Source organism: Erysipelothrix piscisicarius (assembly GCF_003931795.1).
GTDB classification, from domain to species: Bacteria; Bacillota_I; Bacilli_A; order Erysipelotrichales; family Erysipelotrichaceae; genus Erysipelothrix; species Erysipelothrix piscisicarius.
Map to the genome: position 1 here is coordinate 718,288 of NZ_CP034234.1, position 20,054 is coordinate 738,341.

Here is a 20,054-nt window from a genome sequence, read left to right on the forward strand (position 1 = left end):
GTCAATAATAATCACAAAAAAAAAGAGCCGTTTAAGACTCTTTAAGATTCGATTAGACCAGCGTAGCTCCAAAGATAAGGCAATATGCGACACCATTAATGAATCCATGAAAGCGTCGATGCATCACCATTAAGGCTATAAATTCACGAATCATTGCATTAGGTACAAAGTAACCGGCAGTCTTTGCGCCAATGCCTTGTGCATTTAAACCCACTTGACGCGCATATTGACTGGCTCTAAAAATGTGAAATGTATTGGAACTAAAAAGACATGTATAAGGCTGATGGGGTTTCATGGCATCCATAATCTGTTTTGAAAAAAGCATATTCTCATACGTTGTTGTGGATTTGATTTCCATAAGTGCATGGGACTTAGGGATTCCTTGCGCGAGTGCATAATCCCGCATTGCTTGCCCCTCAGGAATCAATTCGTCCACACCTTGTCCCCCACTAAAAATAAGATGCGGTGGTACTTCTTGACGGTGATAATAGGTAAGTGCGACATCAATCCGTGCGGCTAAAAGAGGAGGTACCTCACACCCATTTCGCAACCCACTTCCCAAAACAATGATAAAATCTCGATCTTTATGCGGTTTAAACCGTTGATAAAGATAAGAAGAGGACAAAAAATTAATAAAGACAAAGATAAAATAAAAACATGAAAATGTAATACAAGCTAAAAGAGCCTGGACCCATCGTAATTCTTGTGGAATTGATTTCGATAGCAAGGGAATGATAAAGACAAACAGAATCAAACCAATAGCAGCGAAAAGCGTTAATAAATTCGAAAAACGAATTCCTTCCTTTTGAATTAACTGCTTCGCATTCTTAAAAAGTCCGATGATGAGTACATAATAACCGAAGAGGAAAAATAAAACTCCAACTATGATTAATAACAGGGCAAACCCACGAAGAAAGGGATTTTCATAAGAGAACGAAAGCGCAATGATATCAAGCGCCACAAGGAAAAGTAAAGCATTAAATAAAAAACCATTTAAGATGCGCCCACGATTTTGTTTAAAGGATACAAAGAGAATCGATGCAAAGCCAAGGCACATTAAGGTTAGGATTTTCACGACAGTAAAATCAGCCATATTTGCCCCTCCTTTTTCGCATATTATACCTCAAAACGACCAAAGACAAAACTTCAATGATTTTTAAGGTATAATAGGTTTAAGGAGTGTGACATATGATAGAGATACGTAAATTACAAAAAGAAGATATGACGATGTTATGGGAATATGCCTTTCAAAAAGAAAGACCATGGATGTCCTTTGATGCTCCGTTTCTTGATGAACATCTTCCGTTGTCTTATGAAGATTTTGAAGCATCACGACTTGAATTATACTTGGATGTGGATTTCCGACAAGGTATATTCAAGGATGGTCGATTAATCGGACTTGTGTCATATTATTGGGAGTCTTATAAGACACGATGGCTTGAATTTGGAATTGTTATCTATGACGAGAATGAGTGGGGTCACGGTCTTGGTAGCTCGTGTGCCATGTTTTGGATGGACCAGCTGTTTACAGCCTTTCCAGATATACCACGTCTTGGATTTTCAACATGGTCTGGTAATAAAGCCATGATGGGAGTTGGTGAAAATATTGGAATGACTTTGGAAGGTAGAATTCGAAGCGTTCGCTATTACCAAGGTAAGTATTATGATGCATTGAAATATGGTATGCTACGCGAAGAGTGGGACGTTAAAAGGAGAATGTTTTAATGGACATTCAAGCGTATATCAATCAAGGGGAAGGGGCCTTTAAACAGCAATACATTTTATTGTTTGATGCCATCAAATCCTCCATCCCTGAAGGATTTGAACTGGTTATGCAATACAATATGCCATCATTTGTTGTTCCGTTATCGTTATATCCAAAAGGATATCGTGGCGATCCTAATGTCCCATTACCCTTTATCAGTTTGGGATATCAAAAACATCATATTGGTCTTTATCATATGGGTATCTATGCACAACCAGAAATCTTAAAGTGGTTTGAAACTTCCTATGAACAAACGGTTTCAACTAAACTAAACATGCGTAAGTCATGCATTCGATTCACAAAGACAACAGAAATTCCAATCCAACTCATTCAAAATCTCGCATCCAAGATAACACCAGAAGCATGGATTGAAATATACGAAAACAGCTAAGCGGCTGTTTTTTTTAGATTGAATCGATAAGTTGTCGCAATCGAATCAATAAATTATGTATCCATTCGAAATGAGATGTCTCCTAATTCATTCGATATGTTTCGTAGTATCTAGTTTGTCGGAAGCAGTACAATGGTATTTACTAGCACTTTTTCAATCAAACATTTGTTAATTCTAATGCTTGCGTCACTGAGTTACACTGTGATCTTGAAAGGGTCGATCCGTATAAAAACATAAAAAAAGGCCCACGCTTAATAAGTGGGGCTCTTTCTTTTAGATTGATGATTCTTGTGTAGGTGTGATTTTGGATAATTTTTTAAATTTTGGTGGTAATGGTGATACAAAAGTCATCAATTTCTTTGTTTTAGGATTCATAACTTGCAAACGATAAGCATGCAATCCAAGACGTTTTAAGGGATTCGTTTTCGCATCATATTTTTTATCACCAATAATGGGGTGGCCAATATCATTCATATGAACACGAATTTGGTTTTTACGTCCAGTATCAATTTGAATCTTTAAAATAGTATTGTTTTCAGTGCGTTTAATCACTGCATAATTTGTGATTGCTTCTTGACCGGATGTTGTGGAGTACATGTGTGTTGTCTTATTTTGTCTTAAAAAGGAGCGGATGACATCATTATCTTTCGGAACGACGCCCTCAACGATTGCGACATACAAACGTTCTTTAACCAGTTCAGACCACTTATCTTGGTATAGACGTTTAACGTATTCGCTCTTCGCAAACATTAGAACACCGGATGTATCTTGATCCAGACGGTGAGCAACAAAAATACGATTTTTTGAATCTTGTTTTTTGACGTAGTCACTTGCGAGACGGTATGCAGTTAATTCTTCTTCTTTACGCGTCGAAACAGTTAAGAGTTTATAAGGTTTATCAACCACTAATATATCCTTATCCTCATAAAGGATTTGTAAAGGTGTATCACGTTGCTGGTTATGACTCACGATTGTGATTGTTTGACCTGCTGTGATGGCATCATCAAATTGTGTTGTAACTTCATTATCAATTGAAATACACTCGTGTTTTAAGAGTGACTTAATCTTTGAGCGGCTATACGGTAAGTCTTGGCTCAAAAGATAATTCAAAAGTTCATCATTATGTTTTACTTTTAAAATATGTTTCATATATATTCCTCATTTCGTACTCTATTATGACAGAAAATCTTAATGAAAGATACACGTACTCTTTCATAACATGATGATATGAAGTAAAACGTGCGTGATTTTGGGAATGCAGGATACGTTTCGATAAGTTGGCTCTCGAAGTGAAAGATCAAAGCAAGCAGCTGTACACACCCTTTTAGTGTGAATTTTAAAATGAAACTTTTGTGAGAGGCGATCTAAAAACAAGGGGGTTATAACTGAATTACTCAAAGGTTTTGCATTAATAAACCTTTGGGTTCGGGAATAATAGTTTTCATTTTTTATCATTTATGAGGATATTCTTAACATTAAAGACCCGATGAATAACATTAAACATTAAAAACTATTACAAAAACCTTTAAAAACGTGATGCAAATCCAATTTGTCCTGTACGCAAATGAATCGCAAACATACACGATTGTGAAAACGAACAAAAATCCAATCAAGAGTGCATATTATGAAGGTTTAACAATTACTATGGAATTGATGCCGTAGAAGTCTAAACTGTTTAATTCTCAGGAATGCATAATAGAGATTATGAATCGCCATGTGTTCGTTTTATCATGATGGACACATATTTTGAACATGATCATTTTCGATAGAATAAATCAATAGTAATCATTGAATTGATATCATCAATCTTAAAGCGTTATTTGTTGAGTTTTTAGGTCAAAATGTAAACGCTTAATATTTATGGGTTTGTGGTACGATAATTCATTGACAAGGTGTTTTAGAAGTGATAATATCAAGTTGTAATAAGAATGTTTATGATTAGTATTGTATATTAAATCGTAATAAACTCAATGTGTTTTGAAGAACTGGTATATTAGTTTGCGAATTACGCTTGAGTACATCTTATTCTGATAGGAGGTACTAGCATGAGTACAGGTAAAGTGAAATTCTTTAACGCTGAAAAGGGTTACGGATTCATTACTATCGAGGGTGGGCAAGATATCTTTGTTCATTACTCAGCAATCGTTGCTGATGGATACAAAACTTTAGAAGAAGGACAAGAAGTTAGCTTCGAAGTTGTTGAAGGTCCACGCGGCGAACAAGCAGCAAACGTTAGAGCTATCTAATTAGTGAGCTAAAATAAAACAGTGGATTTATCCACTGTTTTTTCTTTGTTTCAATCAAGAGCACGTTAATCACATTATTCAAAATGTATGATTCAGCGTGCTCTTTTACGATTTATTATAAACACTTTGTTCGATCTTATCGCCTAAAAATCCTATCAACGGCAATTTGCAATATTGATACTTACCCGCTTTGGCGATGCCGAATATATGATATAAGCTATAGATCAGTCCTAATGCAATATTAATAATGGTGAAAACTAAGACTGCAGTGGGGCCGACTAAGATAATCCAACCAAATACGGATAAGAAGATGGTCTGAATCAGCCCGATAATTAAATTGATCATAAAGATTGCGATGTTTAGAATAACAATCTGGCTTGCGTGATTACGAAGATAATTGCTATGCTTTTCTAGAAACAGGACGAGAAACGCAAAGATTAATGGAAAAAAGCTTAAATCACGATTGCCGATTGCGGCAGCAAAGCTAAAAGCCCATAAAATTTTTGCGATAATATTGACGTTAATATTCATAAAACTGGCATTTTCATTACGATGATTCATATGGTATTCCTCCTTTGTTTATAATATAATGAATAAAGGTAAAAGTAAACGTGGAGGTAGTTTTTATGGACGGAGCAATACATGTAAGTGGTTTGCAAATCGCAATGATGATTGTGAGTTTTGTGTTTATTATCGCAATGATGGTTGTATTACTAGGACGTTATCGTCGTGATAAGGATTTAAGTCGTACTCTAATCTGGGGACTTGTAATCTTTATGGGTACCAATGTGTTTGTAACGGGTTTTGGATTAATTCTAAATAAATCAGGATGGTTCATGGCGTTACACCCCTTAATACAAATGTTGATTTATTCATTAGATTTGGTTATTGGTTACACACTTATTTCTGCGATTGTTATGCATTTTTTTGTTAAAAAAAGTCATAGCGATCGAACACCAATTATAATGGCTCTTGGATTTATGCTTATGCATTTTTTTCAAACGGCCATGAGCTTAGCGAATTTTGCGGTTATGTCGGTTGCGATAAATAAAGGTGATACCGCAAAATTTATCGGAGAGAATGTAAATGCGGAAGCTGTGCAAAATACAATCGATTCGATTATTGCTATGATACCAATGAATTATCTCGATCTAATTGTTTCAATTTATGGTGATTTTATCGTTTATACTGTAGTCTTAATCATTCTCTATCGTCTATTCACTGCTCGTGATAAAAAAATGGTGTTTGGCTTCTATTCGATAGCAATATTACTATTCTATCGACTTCTAATTGGAATTTCCAAGTATTACATAAGTAGTGTTGTCATTGTAATTTTAATTAATCTTGTTGCAATGAGCGCAATTGGTTATCTAGGCTATAAATTCTATAAAAAAGATTTTTAATTCGAGGTGAATCATAATGGAACTAAAATTGATCGATATTTCAGATGAATTTGATGATAACGGTGTTGAAACACTTTTATTTGATATTTATGTAGGTGAAATTGATCGTTATGTTGGACGGTGCGAGTATCGTAATGAGCACGGGCGAGATCTTTGGTATTATGGAAATATTGGTTATATTATCTATCCACCTTATCGAGGGCACAATTTTGCTTATCATGCGTGTGTTGCGCTTTTTGAAATTGTGAAATCGGTAAAAGCAGGCTTACCAGAATTAATTATTACTTGTAATCCTGATAATATTGCATCAAAAAAGACGATTCTCAAGTTAGGTGGCAACTATCACTCAACCATTGATATTATGGCTGATCATGATTTGTTTAAACTTGGTGAAACGTCTAAAGAAATATATACGATTAAACTTTAAATTTTACGGATAATTCCTAATGGTGTTGATTGTGCTTTTTGACCAAGCGGGTTATCCTTTAATATTTTAACCATTAATTGATTATCAATTGAGGAAGAACTTGATCCAAGTATATTTCCACCTAAATCATTAATATCAGTTACGATGACTTCAATGTCCTTATCAAATGCAGCTTTAATTGCTTTTGCAACTTCGTTTGGACGTTCGGGTACCAGTACCACATATTCGTTATAAGGTGGAATTGTATGGGAAGTTGGTCCATCGATCGCACGTGCCTTTGAACCTGCTACACGGTAGAAATCACCTTTGCGTCCAAATGGTTTCGTAACTGCAGCAACACCTGCTGCGAGGATAATGCGTGGTGTTCCACATTCACGAAGCGCCATTTCCATGGTTTCAGGCATTCCTAAGCCAATTCCATGAGGGGTTTTCGTTACGTATTTTGATAATGTGAATGCGAGTTTACGTGGATTCACATCTTTAATTGGATATGCACGTCCCTGCGTGATTGCTACGATTTTCTCAGTAACAAATAAAATATCTCCATCGTGTAATGAAGCATCCGCAAATTCTTTGACAACTTCAATTAAATTATCATCTCGCATGATTAATTTTGTTTTTAAAGGTAAACGTTGGTAACGTTTGCCATCGACAATTACTTCAAGTTCTTTATTGTCATTTGGTTTGATTGTCATGATTATCAACCTCTCTATCCATAATATCATAACTTTTGCATTAGGCTTAATCAAGTAGAAACTTGATTATTGAATTTAGTTTAAAGTATAATTTACATATAGAAAGAGGACTTATGAAAACATTACTACGTTTATTAACGAATAAGATTTTTATGGTTGGACTTATTGTGATTGCGGAGTTTGCGATTGTGGTTGCATTAATTTGGAATTTATCGCTTAATTACGCGTTTATGCACGCTTTTTTTGTGTTTTTATCAGTCCTTCTAATTATCTACATTACAAACCGTAATGACGATCCCTATTATCGTTTGGCGTGGACCATTATTATTCTTGTAATTCCTCCGATTGGTGCTGTGTGTTATCTTATTTTTGGAGGGAAAAAGGTTCCGAAAAAGTTGCGTGAACGAATTAGTGATACCTACTCTAAAGACGCTTTTTTACAGGATGAGTCATTTGGTATTTTGGAAGAATCAATTGAGGCAACCCCGCGTTGGGCGCGTCTTGTGAAGTATTTAATGGCAAGTTCTCATTATCCAATTTATAAAAATACAGAAGCAACATATCTTGCAAGTGGTGAAGAAAAATTCTTGCATATGAAAGAAGAAATTCGCAAGGCAGAGAAGTTTGTTTTTTTAGAATACTTTATCATTAAAGAAGGTTTAATGTGGCAAGAATTGCTTGTTATTCTTCGAAAAAAAGTCGAAGAGGGTGTGGATGTTCGGTTGATGTATGATGACTGGGGTTGTGCACTCTTTCGTGATTTGAAGAAGCAATGTGAGGAGGCAGGAATTGTTTGCGTGGAATTTAATCCATTAGTAGCGCGTTTAGCAATCCAAATGAACAATCGTGATCACCGCAAAATTTGTGTTGTGGACGGTCGTGTTGGGTTTATTGGTGGAATCAATCTTGCGGATGAATATATTAATATCGGAAGTAAATTTGGTCATTGGAAAGATACTGCAGTCATGATCGAAGGGGATGCAGTGCATTCACTTACCTTGATGTTTCTACAGTTTTTCCGTTATTATACGGGAGAGATTGAAAATCCGAATGATTATAAATATGACTTTGGTGATTTAGAAAATGCACAAGGATATGTTATGCCTTTTGCGGATGCACCTACTGATAATTATGATTTGGGATTGGATGCTCATTTATCCATGATTAACAACGCGCGTGATTACATCTATATCCAAACTCCATACTTAATTGTGGGACATGAAGTTATTCAGGCTTTAGAGCTGGCTGCACGCAGTGGCGTGGATGTCCGAATCATTGTTCCCCATATTCCAGATAACAAAATTGTAAATCATGTGACGAAATCCAATTATCAAATCTTGATTGAAAGTGGTGTGCGTATTTACGAATACGAACCAGGGTTTGTGCATTCAAAAACATTTGTAGCAGATGATCAAATCGCGCTTGTAGGAACGACAAACATGGATTTTAGAAGTTATTATTTGCACTTTGAGTGCAGTATTCTCTTCATCAATAACAACATCGTTGGTGATTGTTATGATGATGTAATGCATACGATTACAGAGAATGCGATTGAGATTACGTTAGAGGACTGTCTTTCAGTTCCCTATCCCGTAAGACTCTTTCGATCAATCGCCCGTATTTTTAGCGGCTTAATGTGAGGTTAAAATGGAAAAAATTGGTTTAGTTTTAGAAGGCGGTGGAATGCGTGGAGCCTACACGGCGGGCGTATTACATTGGTTATTACAAGAAAAAATAGAATTTGATTATATCGTTGGGATTTCATCGGGAGCGTTGTATGGTGGTATGTTTGCTTTAGGTAAAGCAGATACCTTGGAGAAAGCAGCGATTGATGTTGCGGCTGATAAACGCAATGTAGGAATTCGTCCGGTTTTGGCGGAAAAAACAATTGTAGGTTATGATTTCCTTTACAATACAGTGACTCAAGATTTGGATTATCCAATTGCTGAAATCAATAAAATCCCGGGAAATATTGATATCGGCGTTTATGATATTGCAGGTGAAAAAACGATTTGGATTGATAAAGAACAATTGGCGAAAGAACCTCTATTTATTAAAGCTGCATGTACTCTGCCGGTGGCAGGGCGTGCGGTATGGATTAACGGTCGTAAATATATGGATGGTGGGATTACTACGATGATTCCAGTTCAAAAAAGTATTGATGAAGGCTGTACACGTCATATTGTTGTGACCACAAAGTCGGCAGATTACGTTCGTAAAGATCAAGGGTTTGCACAGAAGATGCTTTTACGAAGTGTATACCGTAAGTATCCGAAACTTGTGCATGATTTTGAAAGTCGTCGTGATGTTTATTATGAAGAACGTGCGTTGATAAACAAACTTGTGGACGAGAAAAAAGCAACCTACATTTATCCAACTCAAGAAGTTGGGGTCGGTCGCTTTAAGGGAACTGAAGAACAGTTTGAAGCCCTGTTTAAGATGGCTCATGATGATTGCGAATTACGTCGTGACGAAATTATGGCAATGGTTTCTAGAGATTAAATGGGAATTTTGAGGGCGTGTGACTTGTAAAGGTCATACGCTCTTTTGTTATGGGATGATCAAAACTGAGTTCGGTCGCCCATAACGCAATTTGTTGCCCTGGTTTTGCCTGCTTATTGTAACGTGCATCGCCCCACAATGCATGCGAACGGGACGCAAATTGTACACGGATTTGGTGAGATCTTCCTGTAACGAGCTTAATCCTAACTGTTGACAGATTTTCGGTTGGGTGATAGCAGGCTTCGATGACATGAAGCTCCGCATATTTGCCATCCGGATGGTTTTTATCGACCACATACGAAGTGTTTGTCTTGCGATTTTTAACTAGAGTATCTCGGAACGTTGTAGGTTCAACATAGCCTGTACAAATAGCGGTATACGTTTTATCTAATGTACGTGTTCGAACTTGATCGCTGAGTCGTCCTGCTGCTTTTGGTGTTTTTGCGAAGACCATGATGCCACCAACTGGGCGGTCAAGGCGATGGACAAGCCCCACATAAACATTGCCGGGTTTATCATATTTCACTTTAATATAGTTTTTGACTTCTGTAAGGAGGTCAAGGTCATTACTTTCATCACCTTGTGAGGGTTGATTCGGTTTTTTCTCCACGACAATAACGTGGTTATCTTCATAAAAGATTTTCATCATAACACCACCTTGTTGTGACGCCACAGGGTAACATTGTATCCATGGATGTGATAGGTAGTCCTATCGCTTCGCTTTGTGTGTTTATCGGAAGGTTTTGATTGCGCAGCGCATCATTTAACGCGTGACGAACTTTTTTAGGCGTAAGATTTGTCGTATAAGTATTTAAGACGACAAAAAGTGCATTGGGATCTAAAAGTTCCATAGAAGCGTTAAGGAGCGGTTGCAGTTGATCTTCAATTTTCCAACGCTCTCCTTTAGGCCCCCGTCCAAAACTTGGCGGATCCATGATGATACCATGATAGGTCCGTCCGCGACGTTTTTCACGTTCAATAAATTTCATAGCATCTTCAACGATTGTTCGAATTTTTTTATCATTTAAATCATTCAGTTCGATGTTTTCCCGTGTCCAAGCAATCATTCCTTTAAGTGCATCAATATGAACAACCTCTTCAACATTTTCTTTGGCACAAGCGATGGTCGCACCGCCGGTATATCCAAATAAATTAAGAATGCGAACTGGCTCATTGTGGGATTTGATAACAGAACGCATCCAATCCCAGTTAACAGCTTGTTCAGGGAAAATCCCGGTATGTTTAAAAGATGTTGGGCGAACTTTAAAGTTTAAATCTTTATATTTGATAATCCAACTTTCGGGAAGGGTTCGATTAAAATGCCATCCCTCCTTAAAAAAAGCATCAATCGGCATGCCCGGGGTTGTGGGTTTCCATGTCGCAACAGGATCAGGACGTCGCACAATAATATCATGATAGCGTTCTGTTTTTAATCCATTTCCTGCGTCGAGGACTTCAAAATCTGTCCATTCAGTAGGGACTCTCATACGTTTACCTCAGTTTCTAAATATATTCCTTCATATTATAGGTTAGAAAGGTGTTTGAGCGCAAACATTTACTTAGTAAATGTCACTCAGTCAAACGAGTGAATATGCTATAATGTTAGCGGTGATAAAATGGATTATATTCAAGGATTAAATAAAGAACAAAAAGAAGCAGTATTAACAAAAGCAAAACATGTGCGTGTTATAGCGGGAGCTGGAAGTGGTAAGACTCGAGTTCTTACAACCCGCATCGTGCATCTCATCACAGATCTTGGATATTATCCATCTAAAATCTGTGCAATTACATTTACGAATAAAGCGGCGAATGAAATGAAAGGGCGTATGGAAGCGATGTTGCCCGAAGCAATTCGTGTTCATACATCAACCATTCACTCATTATGTGTGCGTATTATTCGTGAAGAGTATGAAGCGTTAAATTTAGTTCGCAATTTTACAATCTTGGACACTTCCGATCAACAAGCAGTGATGCGTGAAGCATATAAACAATTTGACTATGATCGTAAAGATATTTCATTCCGAGAGGCATTGACCTATATTTCAAATAATAAATTTGCAGGCGTTGATGTTGCGCAAGCGGAACGTATGGCGGGATCGAATTATCACGAACAGAAAAAAGTGAATTTATATCTTTTTTATGTGAATCGTTTGCATGAACTTTTTGCTTTAGACTTTGATGACCTACTTTTAGAAGTGAATCGTTTGTTTAAAGAGAATCTTGAAGTTCGTGATAAATGGCGTCGTCGCTTTGATGTGGTTTTAGTTGATGAGTTTCAAGATGTGGATCATGTTCAGTATGGAATTGTGGATGCACTTGTTGGTGATGAGAACCAACTTTATGTGGTTGGAGATCCTGATCAAACAATCTATACCTGGCGTGGAGCCAATGTTGATTTTATTATCGATTTTAATAAGAAATATCCCGATTCAGAAACGATTACCCTAAATCAAAACTATCGCTCGACGCAACACATTCTCGATAGCGCAAATACATTAATAAAAAATAATAAAAATCGTCCTGATAAAGCACTTTATGCAAATAAAGAAAGTGAATTTCCGGTACAGTATGCAACATTGGATGACGGTGATGCCGAAGCGTTTTGGGTTGCGAATCGGATGTTGGAGCTACACGATGAAGGGCATTCTTACTTAGATATGGCTGTTTTGTATCGTTCGAATTACTTATCGCGTGCACTTGAGAAAGTCTTGATGGCGCGTCGAATCCCTTATGTTATTTATGGTGGTTTACGATTCTACGACCAAGCTGAAATTAAAGACATGATGAGTTATTTACGGATGATTACACATGGTGATGATTTGGCCTTGCGAAGAAGTATCGCAATGCCTCGTCGTGGTATTGGTGAAAAAACGTTGGATACCATTATGTTTCAGGCAAGAGAACGTGGTATGACGATGTATGAGAGCATGCTCTATGATGTTCATCATCAGCAAGCAACGCCCAAGATACGAAACTATGTCATGATGATTGAAGATTTTCGCGAAATGGCCCAAGAGGCATCAATTGAAACGATTATGCAATATGTATTAAAACGAAGTGGACTTCGTGAACATTTCGAAAAAATTCAAGAACTGGAGCGCGTTGAAAGCCTCAAAGAATTAATTGGGGATGCACTAACGTTCCAAGAAAATTATGAAAATCCGAGTTTAGAAGAATACATTCAGATGGTGAGTCTCTATGGTGATAAAAGCGAAGTGGTGGAGGGCGAGTATGTCCGTCTCATGACCGTTCATGCAGCCAAGGGACTGGAGTTTGAGAACGTCTTTATTATGGGGCTCGTGGATAATATTTTCCCAAATAAAAACAGCATTCAAGAAGGTTCTGGAGGAATCCAAGAAGAACGCCGATTAATGTATGTTGCAATTACACGTGCGAAAGAACGGCTGTTCCTTTCAAATAATATTGGATACAACTTTGTTGCGGGAGGGTACGCGCGAGCTTCTCGATTTATTAAAGAAATGCACTTAGATGAAAAACCTTCACGATTGGAAACGACGCCAACCATAACGCGTAGTGAAGTTCAAGATACAATCAGTTCGTTTGAAAAAGCAGAGGGTCTTACGAAGTTAAAGAAAAAAATCAAATTTAAAAGTGGAGACCAGGTTGTTCATGATGACTTTGGCGAAGGCATCGTAATTCGTGTTGAGGATGATACGATTAAAATCGCCTTTAACTTCCCACATGGTACGAAAGTGATTTCAAGAAAATATGCAGGCATTCGATTGAAGGGAGATATGTCATGATTAAAGAACGGATTTTAGCGTTACGAAAACAACTCCATCAGTATAATTACGAGTATCATGTTTTGGATCAACCAACAATTTCAGATGTCGAGTATGACCAACTGTTACTTGAATTAAACGAGTTGGAAGCACAACATCCTGAGTTTTTTGATGTTAATTCACCGACCCAAAAAGTTGGGGGTGCGGTTTCGGATCGTTTCTCAAAAGTAACGCATCGATTTCCAATGTTTTCATTGGGGAATGCGTTTTCGCGTGCTGATTTAGAAGCCTTTGATGAGCGTTTGCGTACTCAATTTCCGACTGTCTCATATGTTGTGGAATTAAAAATCGATGGACTTGCGATGTCCGTTGATTATGAAGATGGAATGTTTACACAAGCTGTGACGCGGGGCGATGGAACCGCCGGAGAAGATGTGACACAAAACATTCGTGTGATTGATTCCATACCACTTAAGCTTAATGTTGATGAAGATGTTACCGTTCGTGGTGAGGTGTTTATGCCCGTTAAATCGTTTACCCGGGTTAATGAATCGCGAAAAGAAAACAATGAGGTGGTTTTTGCGAATTGTCGAAATGCAGCGGCAGGGACAATTCGTCAATTAGACTCGAAAGTTGTGGCGAACCGAGGTCTTGATGGTTTTTGGTATACTTTGGTCAATGCAAAAGAATTAGGGATTACAAGTCAATTTGATTCGCTTACGTATTTAAAACAAATTGGATTTAAAGTAAATCCGGAAATCCGCTTATGCCATACCATGGATTCCGTTTGGGAACGCATTGAAGACATCGAACAAATGCGTGCATCCTTGCCTTATGATATTGATGGTGTCGTAATTAAGGTAAATGACTTTGCGATGCAGGAAGAACTTGGATTTACCGTTAAAACGCCAAGGTGGGCGATTGCTTACAAATTTAAGGCAGAAGAAGTGAAAAGTCGTGTTGAAGATATCTTTGTGACAGTGGGGCGTACAGGGAAAATTACGCCCAATGCGAAACTCACTCCGGTTCAGATTTCAGGATCGCTTGTAAGTTACGCAACCCTTCATAATGAGGATTACATTATGAACAAAGACATTCGTGTTGGTGATGAGGTTGTTGTGCGTAAAGCGGGTGAGATTATTCCGGAAATTGTTTCAGTTGATGTAACGCATCGAACGGATGTAATTCAGCCTTATCAGTTTCCTGAAGTATGTCCTGTATGTATGGGGCATTTAGTTCGATTTGAAGGAGAAGCAGATCATTATTGTGTGAATGTTGATTGTTCTGCGAAAATATCTGAGGCACTCGTTCATTTTGCGTCAAGAGATGCTATGAACATCGATACCTTAGGGGAGCGTCGTGTCTATCAATTGCATGATGCGAACTTGCTTAAAACGATCACTGATATCTATACCTTACATGAACATAAAGATGTTCTTGAGAAACTTGAGAAGCTGGGACCTAAAAGCACAGAAAAATTACTTGAGGCAATTGAAAACAGTAAAAACAATTCGGTAGAGAAGTTAATCTTTGGACTTGGTATTCGACATGTTGGTGCGAAAACATCCAATGTTCTCGCCGCTCACTACAAAAACATTGCTTCACTGATGAACGCAACGTATGATGAACTCATTGAAATTGATGAGATTGGTGGCGTAATTGCTCAGTCTGTTGTTTCATTCTTTGAAATTGATCATAATCGAGAATTAATTGAAGATTTACTTGAACGTGGCGTCAATGGGAATTACAATCATGTAGTAACTTCAAATAAATTTGAAGGCATGAAGTTTGTTCTTACTGGAACATTGCAAACCATGGGGCGAACCGATGCCAAGAAAATCATTGAATCGTTTGGTGGTAGTGTATCAGGCAGTGTAAGCAGTAAGACGGATGTTGTTGTATATGGTGAAAGTGCCGGATCAAAACTGACGAAAGCTCAATCATTGGGCGTTAAAACATGGACAGAAGAAGAATTCTTGAATGAGGTGAACTCATGAAAATGAAAAAAATAATGATTGTTAGTCTGGTGGGACTCTTATTGATATCAGGATGTGCACGCCAAGAGACCAAGCCGGAAACAAATAAAGAAAATATTTCGGTTATTCAAGGTGGTAAAGGAGAATATTCAATCCTTACACCGTTTAAAACGTCGCCTTTGCGACAAAATTATGGCACAAACTTTAGAGAAGTGGACATGATTGAAATTGGACGGCGACTTCAAGATAAGTCAAAAGATCATTTTAATCCTGCCAACTTCAATATTTCAGAAGGGTCAATTATTAACGATGACCATTATGATCAACTGCTCCGTCATGAATCGAAGAATTATCCGTATGGTTTAAATCCGGGAGATGGAACGGAGTTTGTGGAAAAAGGACGTAAAATTCAAACACCAACATTTGTACGTGATGTCGTAGAGGTAAATTTCCATTCAGGTAATGATATCAATAAAATTGATGGTGTGGGGATTGCACTCGTCATGAAACGTGTACAAACCGAGGCGGGGACGGGACTCCCTGTTCGCTTATCGGATGAAACGCTTTATGAAATTGCAAGAACTTCGATTGGAAATCGACTCATCTCCTATTTACGTACGATTGAAGGGATGAGTGATGTACCCATTTACCTTGTGCTTTACGCACAAGAAAGTGATACAGACTCATTGCCAGGGAAATATTTACCTGGACGTGTCATTGGCGAGGGATATTTTGAATCGCGTGGTGGTCAATTTGAACAAACCAATGAAAAATGGACGCTCCTTGGGACGTCAGAAGCATCTGAAGAATATCCAGAAACCTCTGATGATTTCTCCGTATTTAAACGTGAAGTTGTTGACTTTATGAATGACGAAAGTATTGGTGTAACCGGTAAGATGTTTGTGGTTGATAAAAAAGTTCAACAACTTGATATTGACTTAACAACAGGTGCAAAGACTTATCTTGAGATTTATGGACTTGCGCAATATGTGTCCGAGCGGATCAGCGCATTTTCAGACATTCAAGCGCCCATAACCGTAAATATCAAAGTCTATCAAAATACACGAATGATTGTTCGTAAAGAACCTGGGAATAACAAACCCATTATTACAGTAACTTAGGAGGATTTATGAAAAAGTTAGATAAAGAGCTTATTGAAAAATTTGCTTCCGACTTGATGTTTCGTCTAACCGATGAAGAACTTGAGATGGTTGAAGCAAATGCTCATGTATTTGAGCGTTATATTGATAAAATTCAGGCAATCGATACTGAAGGTGTCGAAGTGATGTCTTATCCTTTTGAAATGGAAACGACCTGGCTTCGTGAGGATGAACCCAATCATGTTATTGATCAATCCCTTGCATTTGAAAATGCACCGCGGGTTGAGGGGGATTACTTTGAAATTGTAAAGGTGGTTAACAAATGAGTAAATCAATCGATGAAATAATCGGCAATTTAAAAAAAGAAAATGAGCGTCTTAACGCGATTGTCAGTTTTGTAGATCCAAATGAAGCTAAAGCTGGTTTGATATCTGGATGGGATCTTGCTTTAAAAGATAATATTAATATGGAAGGAACGCTTACAACCGCTAGCTGTAAGTTGCTTTCAAACCATCAATCGATTTACAACGCACATGTTGTAGATCGCCTCTTAGATGAAGGTGCTGTTATTGTGGCGAAGACATCGATGGATGAGTTGGGGATGGGTGGTACAAATCTTTCTGCCATTACAGGACCCGTATTCAATCCATACGACACTTCACGAATATCAGGAGGGTCTTCAGGTGGTTCTGCGGCGCTTGTAGGTGCGAAAGCTGTTCGCGCTGCATTAGGAAGCGATACTGGCGATAGTGTTCGTAAACCTGCTGCATATTGTGGCGCTGTAGGGGTAAAGCCAACATATGGCCGAATTTCTCGCTATGGTGTGATTCCTTATGCGTCTTCCCTTGATCACGTGGGTTATTTCACCCAAAATGTAGCGGATGCAGCACGCCTTCTCGAAGTGCTTGCTGGACGTGATGATCGTGATATGACCAGTTCCATGGAGCCGGTTGAACCGTATTCACAACTTCTTGATATGGATTTAAACGGAAAACGCATTGGTATTTTTAAAACAGTTGAAGATCCAATCGAAAATGAAGCTGTTAAAGCATCATTTGGTCGTTTTAAGGAAGCACTTGTATCACAAGGCGCAGTTTTGGTTGAAAAAACAATCGATAAAACATTAATGCGTACAATGCTTCCGGTTTACAGTGTAATTTCAAATTCAGAAGCTGTAGCAAATCATGCGAATCTCGATGGTGTGCGTTTTGGGTTATCGCAAGAGGGTGATTCACTTGAAGAGATTATGAAGAATACACGTACAAATGGATTTAGCTCACTTATTAAACGTCGCTTTATCTTTGGTGCCTTCGCATTAGATGATGCAAATCAAAAAGAAGTGTTTGACCAAGCGAAGAAAGTTCGTCGTTTATTAGTCGATGCTTATGCATCTTGTTTCGAAGATGTTGATATCATGGTTACATTAGCTTCAGGAACGGTTGCTCCAACGGTTGAGAATCAACCTATGGATGAATTATCCGATGCTTATCTGATTGGGGAAAACCATATGGTCATTAATAACTTTAGTGGTTACCCAAGTATGACGTTACCACTTGATCTTGTGGATGGACTTCCTGTTGGAATCAATATTTCGACACAACCCTTTACGGAAGCGAAAATGTTTGCATATGGACAAGCGTTTGAGGCATTAATTAACTGGAAGGGAGCATTTTAATGGGATACGAAGCAGTTATTGGAATTGAAATTCATTGTGAACTAAAAACACGCACAAAGATGTTTTCAGGAGCGCCCCTTGGGTACGGACAAAAACCGAATACCGAAATCAATGAAATTGATTTAAGTTACCCTGGAACCTTACCTCAGCTTAATAAACAAGCGGTGAACTATGGTGTTCGTTTATGTAAAGCGCTCAATTGTGAGATTGATGATCTCGTTCGCTTTGATCGTAAAAATTACTTTTACTCGGATTTACCAAAAGGATATCAAATTACGCAACAATTCTTTCCATTAGGTAAACATGGTCATTTTGATGTGCTTGTAGGTGAAGCCGTAAAGCATGTACGAATTAACCGTATTCATATGGAAGAAGATACGGCTAAACAGTTTCATGAAGGGGATAAAACGTTAATCGATTTTAATCGTGCGGGAACACCTTTACTTGAAATTGTTACGGAAGCAGATTTTAGAACTGGTGAAGAAGCAGCGGCCTATGTGGACGCATTGCGATTATTGGTTGTATATTTAGGCATTTCTTATGGTCGCATGGATGAAGGGTCTTTACGTTGCGATGTCAACATTTCATTAAGACCTGAAGGGCAAGAAACCTTTGGAACAAAAGTAGAAATTAAAAACTTGAATTCAACCAACAACGTTCAAAAAGCCATTGAGTTTGAAAGTGTGCGTCAGGCAGAAATTTTAGATTCAGGTCAACACGTAATCACTGAAACACGTCGTTTTGATGAAAAATCACACGAAACAGTCGCAATGCGTACTAAAGAGACGGCTGTAGACTACCGTTATTTTGTTGAACCGAATATTGTACCTGTACGAATTGGTCAAGATATCCTTAACCAAACATTGGTTGAATTACCTATGGCTCGCATTCAACGATATCAAGACCAAATGGGTTTAAGTTTATATGATGCGAGTGTCTTGGTTAAAAAACCGGAATTATCCGCTTACTTTGATGTATTAGCTCAAAAAACAGATGCTTATAAATTGCTGGTGAATTGGTTAACACAAGATGTATTAGCGGTACTGGATCAAAAAGGTGACCGCAGCTTTGACGCATGGCTCAATGTTGATCACTTTGTTGATTTTATCGAAGCAATTCAATCCGGTTCTATCAATTCAAAACAAGCAAAACAAGTGTTTGCGAAATTTGTTGAAGGAAAGTCTCCGAAAGCAGTAATTAAAGAATCGGGTATGGTTCAAATCAGCGACGAATCAACAATTACAGCGTGGATTGAAGACGTGTTGACTCAAAGTCCACAAGTTATTGAAGATTATAAAAATGGTCTTAATAAGTCCATTAAGTTTGTCGTTGGTCAAGTAATGAAGATATCAAAAGGGCAAGCAAATCCTCGTGTAACCAATGAACTGGTTGTACGTGTGCTTGATAATAAATAGAAAATAATATAATATTTAAATGCATAAGGAGGATCGCAATGACAAAAAAAATGGATCCAAAGCAAAATAAAGAAGTTCAAGTTAAAAAACAAACAAAAAAACATGACTGGTCTTATTATGCAATCATTATCTGTCTTGTTTTAATCCTAATTCCATCTCTTTGGTTGGGCTTTACAATCGTTAAGGCTTCAATCGAATCTGGAAAACCATTAACCGGACAACGATTCGCGAATGATCATGATCCTGAAATCTCGTCAGACCTTCAAAAAAAGGTCGAGGCGGCTTTGAAGGAGCGTTCGGAGTTTGAGTCTGTGAGCGTCTCGTTAAAGACAGCTACGCTTCGTATTCAGCTCAAAATGAAGCCCGATACTTCGAAAGAAGATGCATCTGCTTTAATTGAATCAGCATATGATCACGTGGTTGAAATTTTACCGGTGACCGAGTACTTCACAACAGTGGGCTCGAAAAAACAATATGATTTAGAAATTAATCTTTTCAACTTTACCGATGTTACTGAGGATAATCGTGGTGATTTTATTTATTACCAATTAGTAAAAAACGGAAATATGGAAGATAAGCAAATTCAGCTTGTTTCTGAGTCGAAAGATTCAGAACTTGTCGAACGTTTAAAAACAGAACAAGCTGAAGCAAAAGAAAAACAATCAAATGAAAACGGAGAACCGTCGAAAGAAGAGAAAAAAGAAGAGTAAATTATA

Annotated in this window: 20 protein-coding genes; 14 read left to right on the forward strand and 6 right to left on the reverse strand. The window is 37.8% G+C overall.

All coding sequences use genetic code 11. The features are described 5' to 3' along the window. Window positions 1-52: 52 nt before the first annotated feature. Complete coding sequence (locus tag EEI45_RS03475) at window positions 53-1,093, reverse strand: YdcF family protein (RefSeq protein ID WP_125164162.1); 1,041 nt, start codon at window positions 1,091-1,093, stop codon at window positions 53-55. 95 nt (window positions 1,094-1,188) lie between these two features. On the opposite strand from EEI45_RS03475, the gene EEI45_RS03480 reads away from it, so the two are divergent. Continuing rightward, window positions 1,189-1,725, forward strand: a complete 537-nt coding sequence (locus EEI45_RS03480; RefSeq protein ID WP_125164163.1) for a GNAT family N-acetyltransferase — start codon at window positions 1,189-1,191, stop codon at window positions 1,723-1,725. Further along, a complete protein-coding gene (locus EEI45_RS03485; protein WP_125164164.1) occupies window positions 1,725-2,156 on the forward strand; it encodes a DUF1801 domain-containing protein in 432 nt (143 codons plus the stop codon). The genes EEI45_RS03480 and EEI45_RS03485 overlap by 1 nt, the downstream gene beginning before the upstream one ends. Window positions 2,157-2,429: 273 nt before the next feature. Here the strand turns inward: EEI45_RS03485 and EEI45_RS03490 are convergent, their stop codons facing one another. Continuing rightward, window positions 2,430-3,305, reverse strand: coding sequence for an RluA family pseudouridine synthase (locus EEI45_RS03490; protein ID WP_125164165.1), 876 nt, complete (start codon window positions 3,303-3,305; stop codon window positions 2,430-2,432). Window positions 3,306-4,201: 896 nt separating this feature from the next. On the opposite strand from EEI45_RS03490, the gene EEI45_RS03495 reads away from it, so the two are divergent. Then, on the forward strand, window positions 4,202-4,402 hold the full coding sequence (locus tag EEI45_RS03495; RefSeq protein ID WP_018580069.1) for a cold-shock protein: 201 nt from the start codon (window positions 4,202-4,204) through the stop codon (window positions 4,400-4,402). Window positions 4,403-4,507: 105 nt separating this feature from the next. Here EEI45_RS03495 and EEI45_RS03500 read toward each other — a convergent pair whose 3' ends face one another. After that, a complete protein-coding gene (locus tag EEI45_RS03500) occupies window positions 4,508-4,963 on the reverse strand; it encodes a hypothetical protein (protein ID WP_125164166.1) in 456 nt (151 codons plus the stop codon). A 65-nt stretch (window positions 4,964-5,028) separates the two neighbouring features. Between EEI45_RS03500 and EEI45_RS03505 the strand changes: the two genes are divergently transcribed. Together EEI45_RS03505 and EEI45_RS03510 are read left to right on the forward strand one after the other, a co-directional pair. Continuing rightward, window positions 5,029-5,805 carry a hypothetical protein gene (locus EEI45_RS03505; protein WP_125164167.1) on the forward strand — a complete coding sequence of 259 codons (777 nt, stop codon included), beginning with the start codon at window positions 5,029-5,031 and terminating at the stop codon, window positions 5,803-5,805. Window positions 5,806-5,821: 16 nt separating this feature from the next. Then, window positions 5,822-6,232 (forward strand): GNAT family N-acetyltransferase, encoded by a 411-nt coding sequence (locus tag EEI45_RS03510; RefSeq protein WP_125164168.1) that lies wholly within the window; start codon window positions 5,822-5,824, stop codon window positions 6,230-6,232. Here the strand turns inward: EEI45_RS03510 and EEI45_RS03515 are convergent. Continuing rightward, a complete protein-coding gene (locus EEI45_RS03515; RefSeq protein WP_125164169.1) occupies window positions 6,229-6,927 on the reverse strand; it encodes a coenzyme F420-0:L-glutamate ligase in 699 nt (232 codons plus the stop codon). The two genes, EEI45_RS03510 and EEI45_RS03515, sit on opposite strands and share 4 nt — an antisense overlap. 113 nt (window positions 6,928-7,040) lie before the next feature. Between EEI45_RS03515 and cls the strand changes: the two genes are divergently transcribed. Both cls and EEI45_RS03525 read left to right on the forward strand, forming a co-directional pair. Beyond that, complete coding sequence (gene cls, locus EEI45_RS03520; protein WP_125164170.1) at window positions 7,041-8,567, forward strand: cardiolipin synthase; 1,527 nt, start codon at window positions 7,041-7,043, stop codon at window positions 8,565-8,567. A gap of 7 nt (window positions 8,568-8,574) precedes the next feature. Beyond that, window positions 8,575-9,429: a patatin-like phospholipase family protein gene (locus tag EEI45_RS03525; protein WP_125164171.1), complete on the forward strand. Its 855-nt coding sequence runs from the start codon at window positions 8,575-8,577 to the stop codon at window positions 9,427-9,429. On the opposite strand, the gene EEI45_RS03530 is transcribed toward EEI45_RS03525, so the two are convergent. After that, window positions 9,419-10,078 (reverse strand): RluA family pseudouridine synthase, encoded by a 660-nt coding sequence (locus tag EEI45_RS03530; protein WP_228410520.1) that lies wholly within the window; start codon window positions 10,076-10,078, stop codon window positions 9,419-9,421. The genes EEI45_RS03525 and EEI45_RS03530 overlap by 11 nt on opposite strands. Further along, on the reverse strand, window positions 10,059-10,916 hold the full coding sequence (locus tag EEI45_RS03535) for a class I SAM-dependent methyltransferase (protein ID WP_125164172.1): 858 nt from the start codon (window positions 10,914-10,916) through the stop codon (window positions 10,059-10,061). Before EEI45_RS03535 ends, EEI45_RS03530 begins: the two co-directional genes overlap by 20 nt. A 129-nt stretch (window positions 10,917-11,045) precedes the next feature. On the opposite strand from EEI45_RS03535, the gene EEI45_RS03540 reads away from it, so the two are divergent. From EEI45_RS03540 to EEI45_RS03570, 7 genes are read left to right on the forward strand one after another with little or no spacing between them, the layout of a single operon-like run. Continuing rightward, on the forward strand, window positions 11,046-13,193 hold the full coding sequence (locus tag EEI45_RS03540; RefSeq protein ID WP_125164173.1) for an ATP-dependent helicase: 2,148 nt from the start codon (window positions 11,046-11,048) through the stop codon (window positions 13,191-13,193). Then, window positions 13,190-15,169, forward strand: coding sequence for an NAD-dependent DNA ligase LigA (gene ligA, locus EEI45_RS03545; protein WP_125164174.1), 1,980 nt, complete (start codon window positions 13,190-13,192; stop codon window positions 15,167-15,169). The genes EEI45_RS03540 and ligA overlap by 4 nt, the downstream gene beginning before the upstream one ends. Then, window positions 15,166-16,269, forward strand: coding sequence for a CamS family sex pheromone protein (locus EEI45_RS03550; RefSeq protein WP_125164175.1), 1,104 nt, complete (start codon window positions 15,166-15,168; stop codon window positions 16,267-16,269). The genes ligA and EEI45_RS03550 overlap by 4 nt, the downstream gene beginning before the upstream one ends. Before the next feature lie 8 nt (window positions 16,270-16,277). Then, complete coding sequence (gatC, locus tag EEI45_RS03555) at window positions 16,278-16,574, forward strand: Asp-tRNA(Asn)/Glu-tRNA(Gln) amidotransferase subunit GatC (RefSeq protein ID WP_125164176.1); 297 nt, start codon at window positions 16,278-16,280, stop codon at window positions 16,572-16,574. Beyond that, window positions 16,571-17,923 carry an amidase family protein gene (locus tag EEI45_RS03560; RefSeq protein WP_125164177.1) on the forward strand — a complete coding sequence of 451 codons (1,353 nt, stop codon included), beginning with the start codon at window positions 16,571-16,573 and terminating at the stop codon, window positions 17,921-17,923. The genes gatC and EEI45_RS03560 overlap by 4 nt, the downstream gene beginning before the upstream one ends. Continuing rightward, window positions 17,923-19,338 carry an Asp-tRNA(Asn)/Glu-tRNA(Gln) amidotransferase subunit GatB gene (gene gatB, locus EEI45_RS03565; protein ID WP_125164178.1) on the forward strand — a complete coding sequence of 472 codons (1,416 nt, stop codon included), beginning with the start codon at window positions 17,923-17,925 and terminating at the stop codon, window positions 19,336-19,338. Before EEI45_RS03560 ends, gatB begins: the two co-directional genes overlap by 1 nt. Before the next feature lie 38 nt (window positions 19,339-19,376). Next, window positions 19,377-20,048, forward strand: coding sequence for a hypothetical protein (locus tag EEI45_RS03570; RefSeq protein ID WP_125164179.1), 672 nt, complete (start codon window positions 19,377-19,379; stop codon window positions 20,046-20,048). Window positions 20,049-20,054: the final 6 nt, after the last annotated feature.

Excerpts from the sequence above, each read along its gene's own strand:
- EEI45_RS03475 (WP_125164162.1), bottom strand. The coding sequence starts at position 1,093 with ATGGCTGATTTTACTGTCGTGAAAATCCTAACCTTAATGTGCCTTGGC.
- EEI45_RS03480 (WP_125164163.1), top strand. The coding sequence starts at position 1,189 with ATGATAGAGATACGTAAATTACAAAAAGAAGATATGACGATGTTATGG.
- EEI45_RS03485 (WP_125164164.1), top strand. The coding sequence starts at position 1,725 with ATGGACATTCAAGCGTATATCAATCAAGGGGAAGGGGCCTTTAAACAG.
- EEI45_RS03490 (WP_125164165.1), bottom strand. The coding sequence starts at position 3,305 with ATGAAACATATTTTAAAAGTAAAACATAATGATGAACTTTTGAATTAT.
- EEI45_RS03495 (WP_018580069.1), top strand. The coding sequence starts at position 4,202 with ATGAGTACAGGTAAAGTGAAATTCTTTAACGCTGAAAAGGGTTACGGA.
- EEI45_RS03500 (WP_125164166.1), bottom strand. The coding sequence starts at position 4,963 with ATGAATCATCGTAATGAAAATGCCAGTTTTATGAATATTAACGTCAAT.
- EEI45_RS03505 (WP_125164167.1), top strand. The coding sequence starts at position 5,029 with ATGGACGGAGCAATACATGTAAGTGGTTTGCAAATCGCAATGATGATT.
- EEI45_RS03510 (WP_125164168.1), top strand. The coding sequence starts at position 5,822 with ATGGAACTAAAATTGATCGATATTTCAGATGAATTTGATGATAACGGT.
- EEI45_RS03515 (WP_125164169.1), bottom strand. The coding sequence starts at position 6,927 with ATGACAATCAAACCAAATGACAATAAAGAACTTGAAGTAATTGTCGAT.
- cls (WP_125164170.1), top strand. The coding sequence starts at position 7,041 with ATGAAAACATTACTACGTTTATTAACGAATAAGATTTTTATGGTTGGA.
- EEI45_RS03525 (WP_125164171.1), top strand. The coding sequence starts at position 8,575 with ATGGAAAAAATTGGTTTAGTTTTAGAAGGCGGTGGAATGCGTGGAGCC.
- EEI45_RS03530 (WP_228410520.1), bottom strand. The coding sequence starts at position 10,078 with ATGATGAAAATCTTTTATGAAGATAACCACGTTATTGTCGTGGAGAAA.
- EEI45_RS03535 (WP_125164172.1), bottom strand. The coding sequence starts at position 10,916 with ATGAGAGTCCCTACTGAATGGACAGATTTTGAAGTCCTCGACGCAGGA.
- EEI45_RS03540 (WP_125164173.1), top strand. The coding sequence starts at position 11,046 with ATGGATTATATTCAAGGATTAAATAAAGAACAAAAAGAAGCAGTATTA.
- ligA (WP_125164174.1), top strand. The coding sequence starts at position 13,190 with ATGATTAAAGAACGGATTTTAGCGTTACGAAAACAACTCCATCAGTAT.
- EEI45_RS03550 (WP_125164175.1), top strand. The coding sequence starts at position 15,166 with ATGAAAATGAAAAAAATAATGATTGTTAGTCTGGTGGGACTCTTATTG.
- gatC (WP_125164176.1), top strand. The coding sequence starts at position 16,278 with ATGAAAAAGTTAGATAAAGAGCTTATTGAAAAATTTGCTTCCGACTTG.
- EEI45_RS03560 (WP_125164177.1), top strand. The coding sequence starts at position 16,571 with ATGAGTAAATCAATCGATGAAATAATCGGCAATTTAAAAAAAGAAAAT.
- gatB (WP_125164178.1), top strand. The coding sequence starts at position 17,923 with ATGGGATACGAAGCAGTTATTGGAATTGAAATTCATTGTGAACTAAAA.
- EEI45_RS03570 (WP_125164179.1), top strand. The coding sequence starts at position 19,377 with ATGACAAAAAAAATGGATCCAAAGCAAAATAAAGAAGTTCAAGTTAAA.